Source organism: Phenylobacterium sp. (assembly GCF_036677185.1).
Lineage (GTDB): Bacteria > Pseudomonadota > Alphaproteobacteria > Caulobacterales > Caulobacteraceae > Phenylobacterium.
The window spans coordinates 157,472-179,246 of record NZ_JAKFEN010000020.1 but is presented as its reverse complement, the minus strand read 5'-3'; the positions used below and the strand labels follow the sequence as shown (position 1 = coordinate 179,246).

At 70.4% G+C, this 21,775-nt stretch carries 16 protein-coding genes; 3 read left to right on the top strand and 13 right to left on the bottom strand.

What is annotated here, in order from left to right; all coding sequences use genetic code 11:
* Positions 1-25: 25 nt before the first annotated feature.
* The 4 genes from V6M51_RS11370 to V6M51_RS11355 are packed head-to-tail and all read right to left on the bottom strand — an operon-like array spanning position 26 to position 4,544.
* Positions 26-2,323 carry an efflux RND transporter permease subunit gene (locus V6M51_RS11370; protein ID WP_332767243.1) on the bottom strand — a complete coding sequence of 766 codons (2,298 nt, stop codon included), beginning with the start codon at positions 2,321-2,323 and terminating at the stop codon, positions 26-28.
* 17 nt (positions 2,324-2,340) lie between these two features.
* Positions 2,341-3,537 carry a DUF1302 family protein gene (locus V6M51_RS11365; protein ID WP_332767241.1) on the bottom strand — a complete coding sequence of 399 codons (1,197 nt, stop codon included), beginning with the start codon at positions 3,535-3,537 and terminating at the stop codon, positions 2,341-2,343.
* Positions 3,534-4,334, bottom strand: a complete 801-nt coding sequence (locus V6M51_RS11360) for an outer membrane lipoprotein-sorting protein (RefSeq protein ID WP_332767239.1) — start codon at positions 4,332-4,334, stop codon at positions 3,534-3,536. Before V6M51_RS11360 ends, V6M51_RS11365 begins: the two co-directional genes overlap by 4 nt.
* Before the next feature lie 30 nt (positions 4,335-4,364).
* Positions 4,365-4,544: a hypothetical protein gene (locus tag V6M51_RS11355; RefSeq protein WP_332767237.1), complete on the bottom strand. Its 180-nt coding sequence runs from the start codon at positions 4,542-4,544 to the stop codon at positions 4,365-4,367.
* A gap of 339 nt (positions 4,545-4,883) precedes the next feature.
* Between V6M51_RS11355 and V6M51_RS11350 the strand changes: the two genes are divergently transcribed.
* Positions 4,884-6,812 (top strand): winged helix-turn-helix domain-containing protein, encoded by a 1,929-nt coding sequence (locus tag V6M51_RS11350; protein ID WP_332767235.1) that lies wholly within the window; start codon positions 4,884-4,886, stop codon positions 6,810-6,812.
* Positions 6,813-6,971: 159 nt separating this feature from the next.
* Positions 6,972-7,574 carry a molybdenum cofactor guanylyltransferase gene (mobA, locus tag V6M51_RS11345; protein ID WP_332767233.1) on the top strand — a complete coding sequence of 201 codons (603 nt, stop codon included), beginning with the start codon at positions 6,972-6,974 and terminating at the stop codon, positions 7,572-7,574.
* Here mobA and cobA read toward each other — a convergent pair.
* The 5 genes from cobA to V6M51_RS11320 all read right to left on the bottom strand — a co-directional run bounded on the left by cobA (position 7,535) and on the right by V6M51_RS11320 (position 15,235).
* Positions 7,535-8,308, bottom strand: coding sequence for a uroporphyrinogen-III C-methyltransferase (cobA, locus tag V6M51_RS11340; protein WP_332767231.1), 774 nt, complete (start codon positions 8,306-8,308; stop codon positions 7,535-7,537). The genes mobA and cobA overlap by 40 nt on opposite strands.
* The gene (locus V6M51_RS11335; RefSeq protein WP_332767229.1) at positions 8,298-10,970 is read right to left on the bottom strand and encodes a nitrate reductase; all 2,673 of its coding nucleotides are present in this window, start codon (positions 10,968-10,970) and stop codon (positions 8,298-8,300) included. Before V6M51_RS11335 ends, cobA begins: the two co-directional genes overlap by 11 nt.
* A gap of 3 nt (positions 10,971-10,973) precedes the next feature.
* Complete coding sequence (gene nirD / locus V6M51_RS11330; RefSeq protein WP_305674973.1) at positions 10,974-11,312, bottom strand: nitrite reductase small subunit NirD; 339 nt, start codon at positions 11,310-11,312, stop codon at positions 10,974-10,976.
* Positions 11,309-13,768: a nitrite reductase large subunit NirB gene (gene nirB, locus V6M51_RS11325; protein ID WP_332767226.1), complete on the bottom strand. Its 2,460-nt coding sequence runs from the start codon at positions 13,766-13,768 to the stop codon at positions 11,309-11,311. The genes nirD and nirB overlap by 4 nt, the downstream gene beginning before the upstream one ends.
* Positions 13,769-14,020: 252 nt before the next feature.
* A complete protein-coding gene (locus tag V6M51_RS11320; RefSeq protein WP_332767224.1) occupies positions 14,021-15,235 on the bottom strand; it encodes a nitrate/nitrite transporter in 1,215 nt (404 codons plus the stop codon).
* A 282-nt stretch (positions 15,236-15,517) separates the two neighbouring features.
* Here V6M51_RS11320 and V6M51_RS11315 point away from each other — a divergent pair, with 282 nt between their 5' ends.
* Positions 15,518-17,215: a bifunctional protein-serine/threonine kinase/phosphatase gene (locus V6M51_RS11315; RefSeq protein WP_332767222.1), complete on the top strand. Its 1,698-nt coding sequence runs from the start codon at positions 15,518-15,520 to the stop codon at positions 17,213-17,215.
* Here the strand turns inward: V6M51_RS11315 and V6M51_RS11310 are convergent.
* The 4 genes from V6M51_RS11310 to V6M51_RS11295 are packed head-to-tail and all read right to left on the bottom strand — an operon-like array spanning position 17,212 to position 21,639.
* A complete protein-coding gene (locus V6M51_RS11310; RefSeq protein ID WP_332767220.1) occupies positions 17,212-18,003 on the bottom strand; it encodes an ABC transporter ATP-binding protein in 792 nt (263 codons plus the stop codon). The genes V6M51_RS11315 and V6M51_RS11310 overlap by 4 nt on opposite strands.
* 12 nt (positions 18,004-18,015) lie before the next feature.
* A complete protein-coding gene (ntrB, locus tag V6M51_RS11305; RefSeq protein WP_442957670.1) occupies positions 18,016-18,918 on the bottom strand; it encodes a nitrate ABC transporter permease in 903 nt (300 codons plus the stop codon).
* 25 nt (positions 18,919-18,943) lie between these two features.
* Entirely contained in the window at positions 18,944-20,215 is a 1,272-nt protein-coding gene (locus tag V6M51_RS11300; RefSeq protein WP_332767218.1) for a CmpA/NrtA family ABC transporter substrate-binding protein, read from the bottom strand.
* A gap of 8 nt (positions 20,216-20,223) precedes the next feature.
* A complete protein-coding gene (locus tag V6M51_RS11295) occupies positions 20,224-21,639 on the bottom strand; it encodes an alginate export family protein (protein ID WP_442957853.1) in 1,416 nt (471 codons plus the stop codon).
* Positions 21,640-21,775: the final 136 nt, after the last annotated feature.

The window sequence follows — 21,775 nt, the reverse complement described above, 5'->3', positions numbered from 1 at the left end:
AAGGCCCCGCCACGCTTTCACGAGCCTACCCGCCCGACGGCGCTGCGCCCTTCCGCTCCCAGCCCTGCGTGATGCGCAAGAGGAAGGGGAAGACGAACAGCGCGCCGAACAGGCTGGAGAGCATGGTGATCGGCACCAGGGCCGCGATCCAATGGTGCAGCAGATAGCCGGGGGAGAACAGCAGGACGAGGTAGCCGGCCGCCACGGCCATAGCCACGCAGAGGGCCGCCCCGCCGGCCGAGCGGTGGCCCTCGCGGACGGCGGCCTCGAACGGTAGGCCTCGCGCCTGCGCCTCGCGGATGCGGAAGGCGAGATAGATCAAGTAGTCGAGGCCGACCCCCACGGCGATTGTGGCGACCGCGGCGGTGGCGACGTTGAGGGTGACGCCGCTCCAGCCCAGATAGGCGAAATTGGTCAGCACGGTGATCACGCTGGGGATGGCGAACAGCACCGCCATCTTCAGGCTGCGGAAGGCCAGGCCGCCGATCAGGGCGACCACGACGATAAGCAGCACGGCCTTTTCCAGGCTGACCCGGATGATGCCGTCGGCCAGGGCCTTGGCGGCGAGGGCCGAGCCGCCGACGGTGATGTCCAGGCCGCGGGACCGCGCCGAGCTTTCAGCCAGGTCGATCAGGCGGTTGGCGACGTTGGTCTCGTCGGTCTCCACGAAGGCGCGGACCCGGAGGTAGCGGCCGCCGTCGTCGATGAGGCCAGCGTCCCGGCCGCCGCCGAAGAGCACCGTCCATATCTGATTGGCCTCCTCGGCGCTCTCGATGCGGACGGCGGCGCAATCGACGGCGCTGGCGAAGCGGCATTTCAAGAAGCCGATGACCGAGGGCGCGGAGAGCGTCGTGCGGACGGCGGGATCCTCGGCGAGGACCGCCTGCAGGGCGCGGGCGGCCTCCATGGCGTTCGGCTCATAGGCCTGTTGCGGGCCGCCGGCGTCGATGACCACGTCCAGGACATAGGGGCCGACACCGGCCCCGACGAAGGTCCGGATGGTCCTCTGCACCGGCAGCTCCTGATCGGTATAGACCGAGATGCTGTGGGACGGGCGGACATTGGCCAGGCCCAGCGCGAGCAAGGCCCCGAATAGGGCGAGGCCGACGCCGATGGAGAGCCTGGGCGCCTTCAGCGCCAGATCGCCCACGGCCGCCAGGCCGCGGTTCCAGAGGGTGCTGAGCTCGCCGAAGCCCGGTTTGACCATCGGCAGGGGCAGGACGGCGCGGACGGCCGGGACCAGGGTCAGCTCCAGGGCGAGCGCGCCCAGCACGCCGACGCCGGCCAGGACGCCGAAGCGGGCGAGCGCCGCCACATCGAGCAGCAGCAGCGCGAAGAGGCAGGCCGTGGCGCCAATGACGGCCAGGGTGAGGACCGGACCCATGGCGGCGATGGTCTCGACGAGCGCCTCGTCGTTCTGGGCGCGGGTGGCCCGCCCCTCCGGCACGCGGGCGCGGACCTCCTCCATGTAGCGCTTGAGGAGCTGGACTGAGTGACCGGCGCCGACGGCGAGGACCAGGATGGGCGCGAGCACCGCGTAGGTGTCCAGGGGCAGCCTCAGCCAGCCATAGACCCCGACCGCGATGGCGGTAGCCGTCAGGCCCGTGAATATCGGGATCACCACGGCCTGGATCGAGCGTAGGGCCTCCCAGTGCAGCAGCAGGATCAGCAGCATGATCCCCGGGAAGAACAGAGCAATCCGCTTGGAGAACATGTCATTCTGGGCCAGGAACGCGGGCTGGCCGGAATAGTCGATCGTCACGCCGTCTCTCTCGATATGGGCGATGTCGCCGTCGATCTTCCTGAGGATGTCGCCATAGGCTCCGCTGATGGCGTCGAGGTCGGCATAGACGGTCAGCGAGCCGTCGGGAGCCTGGACCAGGGGGGCCTGGGGACCCAGGCCCTCAAGGACCGCGGGGGTGAGCCCATCGCCCCTGGCGCAGAGCTCGCCCAGCCCCACCACCTGCAGTTCACCAGCGTCGTCGCTGACATACTTCATGGTGTTGGAGCCCACCCCGTAGACCCGGCCGGGGGCGACGCCTTGCGTGCGTTCCAGGACGGTGGTCAGGGCGCAGGCGGCGCTCAGCCGGTCGGACGGGGCGCCGCCGGAAACGATGAGGGCGAGCGTGCTGCGGCTGCCGAACAGGTCCTGGATCCTGTGAATCTGGCTGGTGAGAGGGCTGCGCTCTGGCAGGGTGGAGTCGTAGTCGCTGACGAACCGCGATTGCGCGGCGCCGGCAATGGCGACGGCGGCGGCCAGGGCGGCGGCGGCGATGAACTTGTAGGGGTGGCCGACGATAGCCTTGCCCAACAGACGGAACATTCAGATCTCCAGTGTGGTCAGAAGCCAGCCCGCAGGCCCACGGCGATGAGGGAATTGTCTTCCAGGCGGCCGAACAGGCTGTCGGACCGGCCGGCGAAGCGTTCGGCGAAGAGGCTGGCGCGCAGGCCGTCGCGCAGCGCGTAGGCCAGGCGGAATTGGGCGTAGGTTCCGCCGCCGGCGTAGGCGGCGACCGTGGCCTCCACCGAGCCGCGCTCTGCGGCGAAGGGCTTGCGCAGGCGTACCGTGGCGCCGGCGACGGTGTCGCGCCAAGCGTACTGGATGGCGGCGTTGCGGAGCGCGGTGGCGGCCTTCGGGCCGGTTGGCGCCAACAGGGTGTCGTTGGCGCGGACCACCGCCTGGACATTGAGGTTGAGCTGGCCCCGGAGGTCGCGGTCGGCGCCGAGCACCAGGGCGAACCTGGGCCGCCGGGGCGCCAGGCCGGTGAGATCGCTGCGGTCGTAGTCGTAGAGCGCGGCCTCGGCGCGGACGCCGTAGGGCCCAAGGGTGGTGGCGAGGTCGCCGCCCAGCATCCGCAGGCGCGGATGGCGAAGGATGATCTGGGGGTGACCGGCCGCCCGGCCCAGGTCGAGCCATGGGGTCCGGTCGGCCAGGTCCGCGTAGCTGATCGACCAGTCGAGGGCCTGGCCGTAGCGTTCGTAGCGCAACGCGAACTGACCTTCGGTATTGCCCGGTCGGTGGCGGATCTCGGGCGCCGGAAGGGTGATGGGGAGCTGGTTGGCGCGGAACTCCGGCAGCCAGTGCAGGCTGGCGACGCCGCCGGCCAGGTCGAGTTGGATGCTGGCGCCGGCGGCGCCCAGGCGGTTGTCGGCGTCGTCCTCGGTCAGGCGGCGCAGGTCGCGGGCGCCGATCACGTCGGTGGGGTTGATCCGGTCGCTGCGGCCCCAGGCGTGGACCTGCCGGCCGGCGGTAAGGCGCAAGGGACCGGGCGTGACGGTGATCGAGGCCTCTCGGATGTCGGCGTCGGCCTCCTTGCCGACCGGATCGGCGGCGACCCAGGCCTCGAAACGCAGCCCGGCGCCGTCGCTGGACGGGGCGCCAGCGCGGATCCAGGCCTCGGCGTTGGCGACCGGGCCCTCCTCCGCCTGGGACGTGCGGTCGCCGGACCAGCCGGCGACGCGCCAGGAGGTCTCGATGTCGGCATGAGCGGTCGAAGCGACGAGGGATGCGCCGAGAGCGAGCACGGCGGGTCTCACGACTTCAGCGCTCCAGGGGCGACCTCGGAGTCGGCGACCGTCACGTCGATACGGAAGTCGGCGAAGTCGAGCCGCGAGACGGCGCCGGAGCGCTCGTTACGCATGGCGATCTGCAGGGCCTGGGCCTTGCCGGGCGCCAGGGTGCGGACCTCGGCGGTGGTCATGGTCTTCAAGAGGCCGCCGGCCAGGTCGAAGAACTGGGCGCGAGCCGGGACTAGGTCGGCGTCGCGGATCCAGGAAAGGCGACGCGAATAGCCGGTCTCGGACGCCAGGCCCGGGCGGATGGGTAAGCTCTCCACGAGAGTGCAGCCGCCGCCGCCGATCCGCTCGCGGCGGAGGATCGCGTGGCGCCAGTCGGCAACCTCGTGGCCGATGATGTCGCCGAAGGAAAACTCCGAGCCCATCCAAGGGTCGCGGCGGTTGGAGGAGACCAATCGGCGCACCCGTCGCAGAGAGGGCAAATAGACCCAGAGGTCGTCGGCGGCGGCCTGGCGCTCGACGGTGAGGGTGGCGACGCCGCGCATGTCGGCGGGTCCCTCGATGCGCATAAGCCGGGCGCTGGCGGCGCCCTTCTCGAGAAGCTTGCCGGCGCCGCGGAGCTGGCGGACACGATCGGCTCCCCCGCGGGTCGAGAGGACGAGCTTGGCGTTGAAGCGCGCGTGGGCGAACCGGCCGGTCTGGTAGGAGGCGGTCATCAGCATGTCGGCTTGCGGCGTCTGGGCCCGGGCCGGATGCGCGGCGAGGGCCAGGAGGCCGGCGGCGACGGCGCGGCGGGTCGGCGGCTGGGCGAGGCCCATCGGGAAGGCTCCTTGAACGGAAGGGTCGGGTCAGTCCGGGTCGGACCCGCCGGGCGGCGGAGCGATCTCGGACGGCAGGTCGGCGGGCCAGTCGCGCCAGGCGCGTAACGCCAGGCGCCGCCGGGTGTCGGCGATGGCGTCCCAGGCCGTGGGCGCGGCCTTCAGGAGCGCCGCCGCGTCGGGCAGGGTGTCAGGGGGATCGGTCGTCATGCGGGGTCCTGGCCGGTTTGAGAATGTGGGGACGGCGCGACCGAGCCCGACGGCGAATCCGATGGATCCCGCGGACCCGGACGGCGCCGGGGACGGGGCTTCTCCCATCGGGGGGGCCTGAAAATCTTGCGGCGGCGCTGATAAGGTTCTGAAATCTCGCCGAGGCGGCGGCGACGGCCGGCGGCCCTGTGGCGGACGAGAAAGCGCTACGATATCGAAGAGATAACGCTGTTCCGGCGGCCTGAAATCGCCCCCGGTATTCTGAGGAAGTTCTGAGGCGGGCCGCCGGCGCCCGTCGGCGGCGTAGGCGTTGGACCTTTTGGATGCTAGCGGCGGAGCATGACTGACCGGTTCCTGGTGGCCGGGCCTTACCGGCTCGACCTCGAAGATGAGCGCGTTTGGCGCGCCGAGACGTCCCTGCATCTGGGCGGGAAGGCGTTCGCCCTGCTGCGCGCCCTAATGGAACGGCCGCAGGTCCTGGTGACCAAGGACGAACTGTTCCAACGGGCCTGGCCGGGGCTGGCGGTGAGCGATTCCGTCCTGACGACCGCGATCAAGGAACTGCGCCGCGCCCTGGGCGACGACGCCCGCAGCCCCGAGGTGATCGGCACCGTCCACGGCCGGGGTTATCGCTTCCTGATGCCAGTGGAGCGCCGGGGGATGGGTGGACTGGTCACCGCCGCGGTCACCGGCGAGGCTGCGCCACGGGACCGGACACGGCCGGCGGGATGGCTGGTGGCGCTCGCCCTCGGGATAGTGAGCCTGGTCGGCGCCGCGGTGCTCGTCGCCTGGCGGCAGGACGTGGCGGTCAAGTCGTCGGCGACGGCCGAAGCGACCGCGTTGAAATCGGTGGTCGTCCTGCCTTTCGCCGACCTGACTCCGGGGCGCAGCGAGACCTGGTTCGCCGACGGCATGACCGAGGAGATCTCCTTCAGCCTGGCCCGGGCGCCGGACCTGCGGGTGATCTCGCGGCAGGCGGCGGCGCGGTTCCGCGACAACGACGCGGACGTGCGCGCCGTGGCGCGCGAGCTGGACGTCGCCCACGTGCTGACCGGCTCGGTGCGGCGCGACGGCGACCATGTGCGTGTGAGCGCCCAACTGATCCGCGCTGCGGACGGGGCGCAGCTCTGGTCGCAGACCTATGACCGCCACGACCGCGGCGTCATCGCCATCCAGCAGGACATCGCCTTCCACATCGCCTCGTCCCTGAAGAGCATTCTGGAACCGGCGAGGCTGCGGGCCATGGTCGACGCCGGGACCCGGTCGGTGGAGGCCTATGAGGCCTATCTGCGCGGGGTGGCCCTGGATCAGCGGCAGTCCGACGAAGGCGATGTAGGCTACGCTCGCGCCGCAGCGGTCGAGTACGAGCGCGCCCGGGCCCTGGACCCCAACTTCGCGGCGGCCCATTGGCGGGCGGCCAACAGCTGGTTCGGCAACGCCACCCGGGTGGTGGCCGTCGGCCGGGAGCAGAGCGACGAGGTTGAACGGGCGAACTATGTGGCGCGCCTCGACGCCGCGATCGCGGCCAGCACCAACGAGGCCGAGAGCCTCAAGTACCGGGCCGCCCGGGCCAGCGCTCAACTGCAGATCAAGGACGCCCACCGGCTGATGGTCCGCTATCTGGAGGCCCGGCCGCGGGACATCGACGCCTGGGAGGAAATGGCCGACCTGTCGGCCTATGCCGGAGAGCGGCGCTGGATGGCGCGGGCGGCCGAGCGGCTGCAGACCCTATCCATGGAGGACGGCTATCCGCGCTCGCGGGCGATCACGGTCTCGGTCATGGCCCTACAGTACGACGCCGCCGTCCAGCGTTCGCGGCGGCAACTGGAGGCGCGGCCGGACAATGCGCTGACCCAGTACCAGGCGCACCGGGCCTTCGTCTGGGCGGGACGCCTGGCTGAAGCGCGGCGGCTGCTGGAACAGGTGAAGGCCTCGGCCATGCCGGCCGACACCAAGATGCTGGCCGAGATCCGGCAGGCCTGCGCCGAGGGTCGCGTGGAAGACGCCCGGATCCTGCGCCGGGGCGTCGACGCCGTGGGCCGCGAAACCACCCGCTGGCAGGCCGCCATGCTGTTGGGCGACGCCGAGGGCGGCTATCGGATCCTGCTGCCCATGGACACGGAGGGGAGGCTGCCGACGCTGATGCAGTTCCTGATCTATCCGGACTTTGACCCGAGCCGCTATCCGAACCTCAATGCGCTGCTGATCCACGAGGGAGTGGCGCGCAGGCCGGTCACGCCTTTGCCCTTCGCGTGCAAGACGGCCTAGGGACTTTGAGGTTCAGATGAAGTCGGCTGAACCGATCGCTGAACCGATCAATGAACCCCCACCTACAGGGCGGCGGCTCGGATCACCTCCTTACAGCTCCGATCGCCAGCGCCGCCGAAGCCGCTTTCCACCGCGGGCGATCTTTGAGACCTTGTCGCCATGCAAAGGGAGCGGGTGATTGGCCTGGTGATCGCCGGTGGGCTGTCCCAGCGGTTCGGCGGCGAGAAGGCGGTGGCGATGCTGGCGGGCAGGTCACTGCTCGCGCGGGCCTGCGGGCGGCTGGCGGCCGACTGCGGGGCCGTGGCGGTCAATGTCCGGGCCGGCGGCGACGGAGCGGCGGAGGCCGAGCGGCTCGGACTGGCGGTGCTGGGTGATCCGCCCGGCCTGGCGACGGGTCCGCTGAGCGGCGTCCTAGCCGGATTGAGATGGGCGCGGGCCCAGGGCGCGAGCCTGCTGATCACCCTGCCCTGCGACACGCCCCTGCTGCCGGACGACCTCGTTTCGCGCCTCGTCGCGGCGGCCGAGGGCCGGTCCTGCGCCGCGGCGCGGACGCCGGACGGCATGCAGTCGCTCTGCGCCGCCTGGGGCGTCGAGCTGATCGGCGACCTCGAGGCCGCCCTGGCGGACGGCCGCCATCCGCCGGTCCATGGCTTCCTGGAAGATCACGACTGCGGCCTGGTCGACTATGCCGACGCCGCGGCCTTCCTCAACATCAACACGCCTCAGGATCTCGACGAGGCCGCGCGGAGGCTGGGCGCATAGGCGGCGCGGGCCTGGCCGGCGACCTCGCCGATCACCAGCAAGACGGGGCCCGAAAATGCGGCGTTTTCAACCTCTTCCCCCAACATCCTCAGGGACGTCGAGATGATCCGCGCCTCGGGTCGTCCGGCGTTCTCGACGGCCAGGGCCGGCGTGCCGGCCGCGCGGCCCTCGGCGATCAGGCGCTGCGCCACGGCGCGCGCGGCGTCGCGGGCCATGTAGAGGATGAGGGTGGTCTCCGTGTCGGCCAGGCCGCTCCAGCCGCTCTCGACGATGCTGCCGTCCTGCACGCGGGCGGTGGCGAAGGTGACGCGTCGCGCCTCGCCGCGATGGCTGAGCGGAAAGGCGAACTGGGCGGCCGCGGCGCTGGCGGCGGTGACGCCCGGGACGATCTCGACCTCCACGCCGTGGGCTTCCAGGAAGGCGCGCTCCTCCCCCGAGCGGCCGAACACCGAGGGGTCGCCGCCCTTCAGCCGCACCACCTCCAGCCCACGACGGGCCAGGCGCAGCATCAGGCGATTGATGGTCTCCTGCCTCATGCTGGCCTTGCCGGCCCGCTTGCCGGTCTGGATGCGCACGCAGCCGGCCGGGGCCAGGGCCAGGATCTCGTCGGGGATGAGGGCGTCGTAGAGCAGCGCCTGGGCGCACTCCACCGCGCGCAGGGCGCGGACGGTCATCAGGTCGACGGCGCCGGGGCCGGCGCCCACCAGGCGGACCTTGCCCATTTCAAGCGGCATGACGGGCCTCCTCCTTGGACGTGTTGCGCAGCAGGCGGGCGAGCTCGGGCCGGCAGGACCCGCAGTTGGTCCCTGCCCCGGTGGCCGCGCCCAAGGCCTCGATGGTCTCGGCACCCTGGGCGACGGCGGCCGTGAGCTTGTGGGTCCCGACCTTGAAACAGGCGCAGACGATAGCGCCCTCGTCGCGGGAACCGGGCGCGCGGCCGGCCAGCAGGGCGGCCCGGTCGGCCATCGACAGCGCCTCGTCCAGGAATCGGTCGGCGATCCACCCCCGCACCGGCAAGCCGCCCATCTCGGTGACCACCAGCACCCGTTCCGGCCGCCCGTCGCGCAGCACCGCCCGGCGCACGGTGCCGCGGGCCGGATCGTCCATGGCCAGCGCCTCGCCCTCCCCCTCCGGCATCAGGACGGCGGCGGCGGCTTCGCGCTCCTCGAGGCCGCCGAGGCCCGCGAACTCGTGGACGTGGCAGCCGTCATAGGGCGTGCGCCGCCAGACCAGGTCGAGGCCGGCCGGCGGCGATTGCGGTTCCCGGGTCACCAGGAAGCCGCGCCACGCCTCGCCATAGGCGCTGACCCGGGCCGGCGTGTGCTTGAATTCCGGCTGACCGGAGGTGGGATCGACGAAGGGCTCCACCAGCGGATTGCAGCGGCCGGACGGGGCGAAGGCGTTGGTCCAGTGCATGGGCAGGAAGATGCCGCCGGGGCGCTGGCGATCACTGAGCTTGGCGGTGACCACGGCCTGGCCGACGCGGGTCTCGATCCGCGCCAGTTCGCCATCGGCGATCCCGAAGCGGGCGGCGTCGGCGGGATGGATCTCCACCATCGGCTCCGGCGCGTGGCGGCAGAGTTCGGGGGCCAGGCCGGTGCGGGTCATGGTGTGCCAGTGGTCGCGCACCCGGCCCGTGTTGAGCGCCAGGGGATAGTCTGCGTCGGTCGGCCGTGCGGGGCCCAGCGGCTTGACGGGTTTCAGGTTAGCCCGGCCGTCGGGCGTCTGGAAACCACCCTCCGTGAACAGCCGCGCCGTCCCGCCATTGGGCCCCACCGGCCACTGCACCGGCTCAAGCGCCTCGTAGCCCGCATCCGACAGTTCGCTCAGGGGCCCCAGGTTGAGCAGACGCGCGCCATCGTTCTCGAAGCGGGTGAGCGCGGCGTATTCGCGGAAGACGTCGCCGGGGCTTTCCCAGCCAAAGGCCTCGCCGTGACCCATGGCGGCGGCGACGTCGGCGACGATCCGCCAGTCGGCGCGGGCCTCGCCGGGCGCGCCAAACAGCGGCCGCTGGCGCGAGATGCGGCGCTCGGAATTGGTGACCGTTCCGTCCTTCTCGCCCCAGGCCAGGGCGGGCAGCCTCACATGCGCGAACTCGAGGGTGTCGGTGTCGGCCATGACGTCGGAGACCGCCACGAAGGGACAGGCCGCCAGGGCCTCGCGCACCCGCGAGGCGGCGGGCAGGCTGACCACCGGATTGGTGGCCATGATCCAGATCGCCTTGATCCGTCCGTCGCGCACCGCCTCGAACATCTCGACGGCCTTGAGGCCCGGCGCGGGCGCGACCCGCGGCGTCCTCCAGAAGGCGGCGAGCCGCTCACGATCTGCCTTTCCGAAGCCCATGTGAGCGGCGAGCGTCGTGGCCATGCCGCCGGTCTCGCGCCCGCCCATGGCGTTCGGTTGACCGGTGATCGAGAACGGCGCGGCGCCCGGCTTGCCGATCTTGCCGCTGGCCAGGTGAGCGTTGAGGATCGCCAGGCCCTTGGACACGCCCTGGGCCGACTGGTTGGCGCCCATGCTGAACAGGGTCACCGTCTTTTCGGTCTCGGCGAAGGCGGCGTAGAAGGCCAGCACCGCGTCGGGCGTCAGGCCGCAGTCGCGGGCGATGGCCTCCAGGCTCTGGTCGTCGGCGGCCAGCGCCCGGCGGACGTCGCCGAAGCCGTTCACATGGGTCGCCACATAGGACCGGTCGATCCCGCCGTTGGTGTCCATCCAGGCCAGCAGGCCGTTCCACAGCCGCACGTCGGTCTGGGGCGCCAGCGGCAGGAAGAGGTCCGCACCCTCCGCCGTGTCGGTGCGGCGCGGGTCGATGACGATCCAGCGCTGGCCCCGCGCCCGGGCCTGCTCCATGCGGCGGAACAGCACCGGGTGGGTCCAGGCCGCGTTATGGCCGGAGAACACCACCAGGTCGGCGAGGTCGAGGTCTTCATAGCAGCCCGGCACCAGGTCGGCGCCGAAGGCCTGGCCATGGGCCGCCACAGCTGAAGCCATGCAGAGCCGTGAATTGGTGTCGATATTGCCCGAGCCGATGAAGCCCTTCATCAGCTTGTTGGCGGCGTAGTAGTCCTCGGTCAGCAGTTGTCCCGAGACGTAGAAGGCCACCGAGTCCGGCCCATGCTCCGCGATCGTGCGGGAGAAGGCGTCGGCCACCGCGGCCGTCGCCTCGTTCCAGCCCACGGCGCGGTCGCCGATCATCGGATGCAGCAGCCGGCCCTGCAGGTGGACCGTCGAGCCCAGCGCCGAACCCTTGGAGCACAGGCGGCCGAAATTGGCGGGGTGATCCTTGTCACCCGAGACCGCCAGACCCCGCGCATCTTCAGGCCGGCCCGCCACGCCGCAGCCGACCCCGCAATAGGGGCAGGTGGTCTTGATCGGCGAGGCGGCGCCGTCGGCCATGGGTCAGGTCCGCCCCAGCAGCAGCCGCCCGTCGCGGACCTCCAGCGGCACCACCGGGGCGCAGCCCTTGCCGCGGTCAGCGCCCAGGGGCTCGCCGGTGGCCAGCTCGATCGACCAATTGTGCAGCGGGCAGGCCACGGCGTGGCCGTGGACGATCCCCTGGCTGAGCGGGCCGCCCTTGTGCGGGCACTTGTCCATCAGGGCGAACACCTTGCCGTCGCCGGTGCGGAAGATGGCGATGTCGCCCTGGGCGCTGGGCACCCGCCGCGCGCCGCGCAGGGGGATGTCCGTCACGGCGCCGACGTCGGTCCAGGTCATGGGGTCCTTCACGAGGGCGTTCATGCGGGGGCGAACTCCAGGCGGCGGCTGAGCGGGTTGAATTCTTCGGCGTGGCGGCCGGCCACCCGCTCGGCCCAGGGGTCGATGCGCGAGAAGCGCTGCGAATAGGCGAAGCGGTCGTGCAGGGCCCGGCGGTTCTCCGGGTCCTCGATCTCGGCCTGGATCGAGGCCAGGCCGACCCGGTCCATCCACTTGTAGATCCGCTCTAGGTACCAGCCGCGCTCGCGATAGAGCTGGGTGACGGCGCAGATGGTCCAGACCGCCTCCTCCTCGGTGGCGACCCGGGTGAGGAGTTCCGTGCCGCGGATGTGCAAACCGGCGGCCCCGCCGATATGGATCTCGTAGCCGCTGTCGACGCAGATCACGCCGATGTCCTTGCAGGTCGCCTCGGCGCAGTTGCGCGGGCAGCCGGAGACGCCCAGCTTGACCTTGGCCGGGGTCCAGGACCCCCACATGAACTTCTCGAGCCTGATGCCCAGGCCGGTGGAGTCCTGGGTGCCGAACCGGCACCAATCCGACCCGACGCAGGTCTTCACCGTGCGCAGGCCCTTGGCGTAGGCGTGGCCCGAGACCATGCCCGCGGCGTTGAGGTCGGCCCAGACGGCCGGCAGGTCGTCCTTCTTGACGCCCAGCAGGTCGATGCGCTGGCCGCCGGTGACCTTGACCGTGGGGATGGCGAATTTGTCGGCCACGTCGGCGATGGCGCGCAACTCGTTGGGGGTGGTCACCCCGCCCCACATGCGCGGCACGACGGAATAGGTCCCGTCCTTCTGGATGTTGGCGTGGACCCGCTCATTGATGAAGCGACTCTGCTTGTCGTCGCGATAGTCGCCGGGCCAGGCGCACAGCAGATAGTAGTTGAGCGCCGGGCGGCAGGAGGAACAGCCGTCGGGCGTGTGCCATTCCAGGGCCTGCATCACCGCCGGCAGCGACTTCAGCTCCTCGGCCAGGATGCGCTTGCGGACCTCGTCGTGGCCATGCTGGGTGCAGGCGCAGACCGGCTTCGGCCCGGTTTGGACTTCGAAGCCGTCGCCCAGGGTGAGCTGTAGGAGCTGTTCGACCAACGGGGTGCAGGAGCCGCAGGAGGCCGAGGCCTTGGTGTGGGCTCGCACCCCGTCCAGGGTGGTGAGGCTCAGCTCGGCGATGGCGCCGGTGATCGCGCCCTTGCAGACGCCGTTGCAGCCGCAGACCTCTTGCGAGTCCGGCATGGCCGCAACGGCCGACCTAGGGTCCACCCCCCGAAGGGCCTCCGTGATCGCCTGGCCGAAGATCAGGGTGTCGCGCAACTCGGCCACGTCGGCCCCGGTGCGCATCAGGTCGAAGTACCAGCCGCCATCGGCGGCGTCGCCGAACAGCACCGCGCCGGCCACCTTGCCGTCCTCGATGACCACCCGCTTGTAGACGCCGCGCCCGGCGTCGCGGAACACCACGTCCTCGCAGCCCTCGCCGCCGCCGAACTTGCCCGCCGAGAACACGTCGACGCCGGAGACCTTCAGGCGGGTCTGCAGCAACGACCCCTCGTAGGCGGCGTCGGCGCCGGTCAGCACCTCGCCGAGCGTCCGGCACATGTCCCAGATGGGCGCGACCAGGCCATAGGCGACGCCCCGGTGCTCGGCGCACTCGCCGATGGCGAAGATGGCGGGGTCGGAGGTACGCATCTGGTCGTCCACCACCACGCCCCGGCCGCAAACGATGCCTGCTGCGGCGGCCAGGCCGGTGGCTGGCCGGATGCCGACCGCCATGACCAGGATGTCGCCGGGAATGACCGTGCCGTCCTTCAGCTTCAGACCGGCGACGCGGCCGTTGTCGCCCAGGATCGCCTCGGAATGGGCGCCCAGCACCGTCTCCACCCCGCGCTCGGCCAGAGCTTCGCGCAACAGGAAGCCCGCCGACTCGTCGAGCTGGCGTTCCATCAGCACGTCCATCAGGTGGATCACGGTGGCGGCCATGCCGCGGCGGACCAGGCCGTAGGCGGCTTCAAGGCCCAGCAGGCCGCCGCCGATGACGATGGCGCGACCACCCTTCTCGGCGGCGGCCACCATGGCCTCCACATCGTCGAGGTCGCGGAAGGTGACGACGCCCTCCAGGTCCGCGCCCGGCAGGGGCAGGCGGACGGGATCGGAGCCGCAGGCGAGGATCAGGCGGTCATAGGCGACGCTGAGGCCGCCCTCGGCCTCGACCAGCTTGGCGGCCGGATCGATGGCGATGACCTTGCGGCCGGAATGCAGGGTGATAGCGTTGTCGGCGTACCAGGCGACGTCGTTGATGACGATCTCGTCGAAGGTCTTCTCCCCGGCCAGGACCGGCGAGAGCATGATGCGGTTGTAGTTCACCCTGGGCTCGGCGCCGAAGACGGTGATGTCGTAGCGCGTCGGATCGCGCTTCAGCACCTCTTCGATGGCCCGGCACCCGGCCATGCCGTTGCCGATGACGACCAGACGTTCCTTAGGCTGGGACATCGCCCTCTCCGCCTTGGGCTCCGCGATGCGCGGAGCGACAAACTGTTCGGATGGACGCCTTTGCCCCGATTGACCCGCCAGGGGCCGCGGCTCGCGAGAACCGCTTGGCGAAGCTTCGTTGCTCCGCACCTTCCGCTTCTACGGCAAGCCTTGCTGCGGTGCAGCGTCGGGAGGCGTCGGGTCCGGCCTCGACAGCCGGACCGCTCGAAAATGAGGCGTCCCGGCCCCGGGACGCCTACCCCTTGGGCGCCTTTAGACCCGCGCCACGGTGGCCGAGGCCGCGCCCCAGGTGGTGCGCCACTGCTTCTTGATGCTGGTGAGGCCCGCCAGGGCCACCAGGGCCAGGGCCGCGAAGCCGAGGAAGCCCGCCTGGTAGGAGCCGGTGAGCTGCTTGGCCAGGCCCAGGCTGGACGCCAGGTAGAAGCCGCCGATCCCACCGGTCATGCCGACCAGGCCGGTCATCACCCCGATCTCGTTGCGGAACCGCTGCGGAACGAGTTGGAACACCGCGCCGTTGCCCATGCCGAGCGCCGCCATGCCGCAGATCACCACGCCCAAGGTCACGCGCACATCGGCCAGGCCGAAGCTCATCACCGTCAGGGCCGCGGCGGCGACCACGTACATGATCGACAGGGTGCGGATGCCGCCGATGCGGTCGGCCAGCGCCCCGCCGATCGGCCGCACCATGGAGCCGGCGAACACGCAGGCCGCGGTGAAGAAGCCCGCCATCACCGGCGCCAGTCCGTACTGGGTGTTGAAATAGATGGTCAGGGACGAGGACAGGCCCACGAAGCCGCCGAAGGTCACTCCGTAGAACAGCATGAACCACCAGGCGTCGCCGATCTTCAGCACCGACAGGTACTCGGTCAGCGGCTTGGGCGCGGGCTGGTCGGGGCTGTCCTTGGCGAAGACCTGATAGACCAGGAAGGCGACGATTAGCGGGATGGTCGCCAGGCCGAGCACGTTCTGCCAGCCGAAGATATTGGCCAGGCCCGGAGCGAACAGCGAGGCGAAGACCGTGCCGGAATTGCCGGCTCCGGCGATCCCGAGCGCCACGCCCTGGTACTGCGGCGGATACCAGCGCGAGGCCAGCGGCAGGGCGATGGCGAAGGACGATCCCGCCACGCCCAGGACCAGGCCCACCGCCAGCACGCCGGCATAGGTGTCGACCTTGAGCATCCAGGCGATCAGCAGACCGGCGATGACGATGATCTGGCACAGGGTGCCGGCCAACTTGGGGCCGATGCGGTCAACCAGGACCCCGTTGACGATGCGCAGCAGCGCGCCGGCCAGGACAGGCAGGGCGACCATCAGGCCTTTTTCCGCGGCGTTGAGGTCCAGGTCCTTGGCGATCTGCACGCCCAGCGAGCCCAGCAGGACCCAGACCATGAAGCTCATGTCGAAATAGAAGAAGGCCGAGGCCAGGGTGGGCGTGTGGCCTGCCTTGAAGAAGTCTTTGCCGATCATGACCGCGCTCTGGAACGAGCGTCGCCGGCGGCGACGCGGATGGATGAGAAGGCGGATCGTCCAGAGCGTCCTGGAAACCCGCGTCGCCATTGGCGCGGGCGAAACGGCTCGCCGAATGGGCGCCATCTAGAGCCTGGCGCCCGATCCTGCGGCGCCCTGCGAGAGCTTGGCCGGAGATTCGATGTAGGTTTGCGTAAAGATGCGGCGCCGATCCTTCGCACCTGCACAAAAAAGGGCGCCGGGACTGGACAGCCGCGCCGCGATGACGGCTGACGGGCAGGGATGGAAACCACAGGAACCAGTCTGCGCGTCCTCACGGGCCTGGCCAGCGAGACCGGCCGGCGGGCGCGCAACGAGGATTTCGCCGCCGCGGTGCTGGAGCCGCCCGGCCGGATGACCGGCGTCGCCTGCGCCATCGCCGACGGGATGGGCGGCGCCAAGGGCGGCCGGGTGGCGGCCGAGCTCTGCGTCCGCGCGGTGCTGGACGGCTATCTCGGGTCCAGCGAGACCCGCAGCGTGCGGCGCACCGCCGCCCACGCCGTCGACAGCGTCAACCGCTGGATCCACGCCCAGGGACGGACGGACGCGGACCTTGCGGGCATGGGCTGCACCTTGACCGTCGCGATCCTGCGCGGTCGGCGGCTGCATGTGCTGCATGTGGGCGACACACGGCTCTACCGGCTGCGCGACGGGCGGCTGGCGCGGCTGACGGTGGATCACCGGCTGGAGGGCACGACCAACATCCTGACCCGCGCGGTCGGCATCGCGGAGAGCCTGCGCATCGACTACGCCAGCGAGGACCTCGCGCCCCACGACCGGCTGTTGCTGGTCAGCGACGGCGTCCACGGCGCCCTGAACGACCGCCGCCTCGAAGAGACGCTGGCCCTGCGCGAGGGGCCCGACGAGACCGCGCGACGCCTGGTCCAGGCCGCCCTGGAGGCCGGGTCCGACGACAATGTCACCGCCCTGGTGGTCGATGTCCTGGAGCTGCCCGCCGCCGACGTGGCCGGCCTGAGCCAGGAGGTCGAGGCCCTGCCCATGCGCGAGCCGCCCCAGGCCGGCGAGAGCATCGACGGCTTCGAACTTCAGGCCCTGATCGCCGACGGCCGCTACAGCCGGGTCTTCCGGGCGCGCGACTCCCACGGCGACGCCAGCGTTCTGGTCAAGTTCCCCAAGCCCCAGGCCCTGGGCGCCGAAGCCTCGGCGCGGGCGGCCTTCCTGCGCGAGTCCTGGGTGGCGAGCCGGGTGCAGAACCCCTTCGTAGGCGGGGTGCTGGACCTACCCGCCGGCCGGCGCACAAGCCTCTACCTCGTCCAGCCCTTCTATGCGGGGGAGACGCTGGAGCGGCGGCTATCGCGATCCCCGCCCGTAAGTCTCGACCAGGGCCTGGACATCGCCGTCAAGCTGACCAAGGCCATCGCCTCCCTCCACCGGGCCGGCGTCATCCACCGCGACATCAAACCCGAGAATGTGATCCTGGAGCCGGGCGGCGGGCTGAAGCTGATCGACCTGGGCGTGGCGCGATTGCCGAACCTGGAGGCCGCCCTGCCCCCGGACATTCCCGGCACGCCCAGCTACATGGCGCCGGAACTGTTCGCAGGCGTCGCCGGCGACGAGCGCTCGGACATCTTCGCCCTGGGCGTGACGCTCTATGCGATGTTCTCGGGCGGTCGCTATCCCTATGGCGAGATCGAGCCCTTCACCACACCCCGCCATCGCCGTCCGGCCCCGCTCTCGGCCTGGCGGCCCGACCTGCCGGCCTGGGTGGAGACCGTGCTGGCCCGCGCCGTGGCGGTCGATCCGGCCGAGCGGTTCCAGGACGGCTTCGAGCTGGCCTTCGAGCTGGAGAACGGCGCGATCCGGGGCGCGCCGGCCCGCCGGACGCGCCCCTCGCTCTACGACCGCGACCCGCTGCGCTTCTGGCAGGTCACGGCCCTCATCCTCTTGGTGCTGCTGGTGATCTCCCTCGCCAGCCGTTAGGCCGCAACCGCGTGGCGGGCATAGAGGAACTCCAGCACCGATTTGCGGGCGCGCAGGTAGTCGCCGTCCGTCGCCAGCTCCAGCCGCCGGCGGGGACGGGCCAGGCCGACGCGCAGCACCTCGCCGATTGTGGCCGCCGGGCCGTTGGTCATCATCACGATGCGATCCGACAGCAGCGCGGCCTCGTCCACGTCGTGGGTGATCATCAGCACGGTGTTCTTCAGCTTGGCGTGGATCTCCATGACGCTGTCCTGGAGGTGGGCGCGGGTCAGCGCGTCCAGGGCGCCGAACGGCTCGTCCAGCAACAGCACCTTGGGCTGGATGGCCAGGGCCCGGGCGATGCCGACCCGCTGCTTCATGCCGCCGGAGATCTCCGAGGGGCGCTTGTCGACGGCGTGGGTCATCTGGACCAGGGCCAGGTTCTCCATCGCCCATTCGTGGCGCTCGCGGCCGTTCTTCTTGCCGCGGAACACCTTGTCCACCGCCAGTCGGACGTTCTCGTAGACCGAGAGCCAGGGCAGCAGGGAGTGGTTCTGGAACACCACCGCTCGGTCGGGACCCGGCGCCTCGACCGCCGAGTGGTCAAGGATCACCGCCCCGGTGGTGATCGGCACGAGGCCCGCCACCACGTTCAGCAGGGTCGACTTCCCGCAGCCGGAGTGGCCGATGATCGAGACGAACTCGCCCTCGTCGATCTGCAGGTTGACGTCGCGCAGCACCTCGTTGGCGCCGGTGCGGCCGGGGAAGGAGACGCCGAGCGCCTCGATGGAGAGGAAGGCCTTGGGCATGTTCCGTTCCTTCTAGGAGAGCGCCGAGCCGCGGCTGACGATGCGTCCCAGCAGGGCCACCGCGCGGTCCAGCGCGAAGCCCACCAGGCCGACCCAGATCAGGGCGACGACGATGTCGGAGATGCGGGACGAGTTGTACTGATCCCAGATGAAGAAGCCGACTCCCACCCCGCCCAGCAGCATCTCGGAGGCGACGATGGCCAGCCAGCTCATGCCGACCCCGATACGCAGGCCGGTGAAGATGTAGGGCGTGGTGGCCGGCAGCAGTATCTTCCAGAAGTGCTCCAGCGGCGAGAGGCTGAGGGTGCGGCTGACGTTCACATAGTCGGTCGGGATGTTCCGCACGCCGACAGCCGTGTTGATGATGATCGGCCAGATCGAGGTGATGAAGATCACGAACAGGGCCGAGGGCTGGGCCTCGCGGAAGGCGGCCAGCGAGATCGGCAGCCAGGCCAGGGGCGGCACGGTCCGCAGCACCTGGAACAGTGGATCGAGCCCGCGATGGGCCCAAACATTGGCTCCCACCAGGACGCCCAGGGCGATGCCGACCACCGCGGCCAGGCCGAAGCCTACCCCTACCCGGCTGAGGCTGGTGGAGACGTGCCAGAACAGGCCCTTGTCGACCCCGCCATTGTCGAAGAACGGATCGAGGATCAGATCCTTGGACTCCAGCCAGATCATGCTGGGCGCCGGCAGGCCGGCGCCATCCCCGGCCAGGAACTGCCAGACGCCGAGCAGGATCAGCAGCATGAGGGCCGGTGGCAGGACGGCCGCGGCGACCGCCTTGGCGGTCGTCAGGGCGCGGACCGCCCGCGACGGACCCGGCGTGGGGAGCCGGGCGATCGTCGCGGGCGCGAGGTTCGTCGGCGGCTCGACTTCGCCGGCGATCTCGAACTTTTGCGCGGGCAGGCTCATGGGAAGCTCCTAGCCATGGATGGGGTCAGACCAGCTTCTTGATCGGCTGGCTCGCCAGGTAGGCGGCGGGATTGGCGGGATCGAAGACCTTGCCGTCGAAGAACCGTTCGACGCCGCGGCTATCGGAGGCCGGCGCCGCCGCCCCGATCGACTTGGCCGCCGCGCGCCAGATGTCGGCGCGGTTCACCTTGGCCACCAGGGCGGCCTTGTTCAGCGACTGCGGCAAGATCCCCCAGCGCTGGTTCTCGGTCAGGAACCACAGGTCATGCGATTTGAAGGGGAACGAGGCGTTGTCGGCCCAGAACTTCATCACGTGAGTCGAACCCTTCACGGACCGCCCGTCGCCGTAGTTGATGGTCCCTTGCAGCCTGGGCAGGATGTCGCCCATCGGCACGTTGATGTACTGGCGGCCAGAGACGATGGAGCACATGGCCGGCTTGTTGGCCGCCTTGTCGCACCACATGGCCGCTTCCATCACCGCCGCGGTGATGGCCTGGGCGGCTCTCGGATACTTGGCCACCCAGTCGGCTCGCATCCCGAGCGCCTTCTCCGGGTGGTTCATCCAGATCTCGGACGTCAGGCAGGCGGTGTAGCCGACCTTCTGGTTCACCAGCTGGCCGTTCCAGGGTTCGCCGACGCAGAAGGCGTCCTGGGTCCCGGCCTTCATATTGGCCACCATCTGCGGCGGCGGGATCACGATGGTGGAGACCTCGGTCTCGGGATTGATGCCGCCCGCCGCCAGCCAATAGCGGATCCACAGGTCGTGGGTGCCGCCCCGGAAGGTCATGGCCACCTTGGCGGTGTTCCCGGCGGCCTTGAGCTGGGCGAACTTGGCTTTCGCGCCGGCCGCGTTCAGTCCGACCTTCACCGCCTTCAGGTCGTTGCCGACCGAGATCGCCTGGCCGTTGGTGTTGAGCCGCGCCAGGATGTTCATCGGCATCGGCTTGCCGCCGGTGATCGAACCGGTGGTCATCAGATAGGGCATGGGCGAAAGGATGTGGGCGCCGTCGATGCCGCCCCCGCCCGAGCCGAGCACGAGGTTGTCGCGGGTCGCGGCCCAGGACGCCTGCTTCAGCACCTCCACGTCGGGCATGCCGTACTTGGCGAACAGCCCCCGCTCCTTGGCGATGATCAGCGGCGAGGAGTCGGTGAGCGCGATGAAGCCCAGCTTGGCCTTGGCGACCTCCGGACCTGCGCCGGCGGCGTGAGCCCCCGACGGAAAGGCGGTCTTGGCGGCGAGGAGGGTGGCGGCCGCGGCGGTCAGAGCCCCACGGCGGGTCAGGTTCTTGTCGGTCATGGGATCCGTCACAGCTTGTATTCGAGGGTGAACCACACCTTGGTGCGGGAGGGCGGCGGCGCGGCTCCGCCCACGGGGACGAAGGCCTCGCGCTGGAAGTCGGCGTACTTGGCCGCCACCGAGAGTTTGGGCGTGATCGCCGCCTGGACCTGGACGTTCCACTCGTGGCCGAGGTCGGCGCCCGTCCGTTCGGCGTTGAAGTCGTGGTAGCGGACCAGGATGTCGGTGTTGAAGAAGTAGGTCCGCCGGAACCGCGGCTTGATGTTGAAGCTGAGGTTCAGGTCCTCGATGCCGTCGACGAAGCCCTTGTTGCCGCCCAGCGGCTGGACGAAGGCGTCCGACCAGCCCTGGAAGGCGTGGACGGTGGCCAGAGGCGTGGTGAAACCCCGGGTCCCGTTGCCCTCCAGGGACTCCCAGGAGAGCTTGGCGGTGTAGATGTCGAAGGTCCCGGCGACGTCGGCGCCGAAATAGTCGAGGTCGTAGGCTGCGGTGTTGCGGTGATAGTCGCTCTGCTGGGCGTAGGTGGCGTTGTAGGCCACCTGGAACAGCCCGACCCAGGTCTTGCCGGAGGCCTTGATCCCCTTGGTGATCGAGGAGTTGGGCGCGGAGTTCTGGAAATCCAAGGCGTAGACGAAGCCCTGAAGCCGCAGCGCCTCGGCCGGCGACCAGGTGGCGTTGAGCAGGTGGCTGTCGCTATCCCAGTCCTTCATCTCACCCAGGATGCGGTTGACGTGGGTCACGTAGGCGTAGGTCGCCTTGAACCGGCCCAGCGCGAAGTCACCCCGCACCGCATCGAAGGTCTGTTCGTCCTGGCGCCAGCCGACATTGCCGACGAAGCGCTGGTCATCGATGAGGATCCTCTGCCGGCCCAGGGTGACCACCGCCGCGGCGCTGGGGGTCCAGGTGAGCTGCAGGCGGTTGAGTTCAGTGACATCCGGGTCGTTGATAATCGGGAAGCGGGCCTTGTCCGCGCCGTTCAGCGGCGGGGTCGCGGCGCCCGGCACATTGACCGAGAAGCGCTCCGAGCCGACCTGGCGGACGTCCTCGAACTCGACCAGGCCCCGCAGGCCTTTCCACTCGCCGGTCTCCCAGCCGAGCCGGGTGCGCAGGGTGAGCGCCTCGCCTTCCTTGCGCAGAACCGGGGTCCGGGTCTGGTCCACGCCCTCGTAGCGAAGGCGGGCCTCCAGGATCAGCTTACCGCCGGCGATGGCCTCGCTGATCGTCGGCGGCGCGGCCGGCGGCGGCGGCGGTTCCGGCGCCGGTTCGGGTTCAGGCTCGGCGACCGGCTCGGTCGGTTCCTCCGCCGCGACAGCGGGGGCCTCTTCCGTCGCCACCGTGGGCGGGGCCTGAGCCGCCGCCCCTGTCGCAGTAACCAGCGCCGCGGCGATCGCCGCTGGCGCCAGAACGCCTCTCCTCATGTTCATCGGCCTATCCCCCGAGCAAAAAAAAGACGTCCGCCGGGGTGGGAGCCCCGCGCGGACGTCGTTGTCCTTCCAAGTCCGAGACCTCGCGGTCCCGGCGACCCTCTCGGATCGTTCGCGGGACGCCATTGCCCCGCGA

Bases quoted from the DNA above. Each gene is read 5' to 3' on its own strand.
- V6M51_RS11370 (WP_332767243.1), bottom strand. From the start codon at position 2,323: ATGTTCCGTCTGTTGGGCAAGGCTATCGTCGGCCACCCCTACAAGTTC.
- V6M51_RS11295 (WP_442957853.1), bottom strand. From the start codon at position 21,639: ATGAACATGAGGAGAGGCGTTCTGGCGCCAGCGGCGATCGCCGCGGCG.
- V6M51_RS11300 (WP_332767218.1), bottom strand. From the start codon at position 20,215: ATGACCGACAAGAACCTGACCCGCCGTGGGGCTCTGACCGCCGCGGCC.
- V6M51_RS11360 (WP_332767239.1), bottom strand. From the start codon at position 4,334: ATGGGCCTCGCCCAGCCGCCGACCCGCCGCGCCGTCGCCGCCGGCCTC.
- ntrB (WP_442957670.1), bottom strand. From the start codon at position 18,918: ATGAGCCTGCCCGCGCAAAAGTTCGAGATCGCCGGCGAAGTCGAGCCG.
- V6M51_RS11335 (WP_332767229.1), bottom strand. From the start codon at position 10,970: ATGGCCGACGGCGCCGCCTCGCCGATCAAGACCACCTGCCCCTATTGC.
- nirD (WP_305674973.1), bottom strand. From the start codon at position 11,312: ATGAACGCCCTCGTGAAGGACCCCATGACCTGGACCGACGTCGGCGCC.
- V6M51_RS11320 (WP_332767224.1), bottom strand. From the start codon at position 15,235: ATGATCGGCAAAGACTTCTTCAAGGCAGGCCACACGCCCACCCTGGCC.
- V6M51_RS11350 (WP_332767235.1), top strand. From the start codon at position 4,884: ATGACTGACCGGTTCCTGGTGGCCGGGCCTTACCGGCTCGACCTCGAA.
- V6M51_RS11310 (WP_332767220.1), bottom strand. From the start codon at position 18,003: ATGCCCAAGGCCTTCCTCTCCATCGAGGCGCTCGGCGTCTCCTTCCCC.
- V6M51_RS11315 (WP_332767222.1), top strand. From the start codon at position 15,518: ATGGAAACCACAGGAACCAGTCTGCGCGTCCTCACGGGCCTGGCCAGC.
- mobA (WP_332767233.1), top strand. From the start codon at position 6,972: ATGCAAAGGGAGCGGGTGATTGGCCTGGTGATCGCCGGTGGGCTGTCC.
- V6M51_RS11355 (WP_332767237.1), bottom strand. From the start codon at position 4,544: ATGACGACCGATCCCCCTGACACCCTGCCCGACGCGGCGGCGCTCCTG.
- cobA (WP_332767231.1), bottom strand. From the start codon at position 8,308: ATGCCGCTTGAAATGGGCAAGGTCCGCCTGGTGGGCGCCGGCCCCGGC.
- nirB (WP_332767226.1), bottom strand. From the start codon at position 13,768: ATGTCCCAGCCTAAGGAACGTCTGGTCGTCATCGGCAACGGCATGGCC.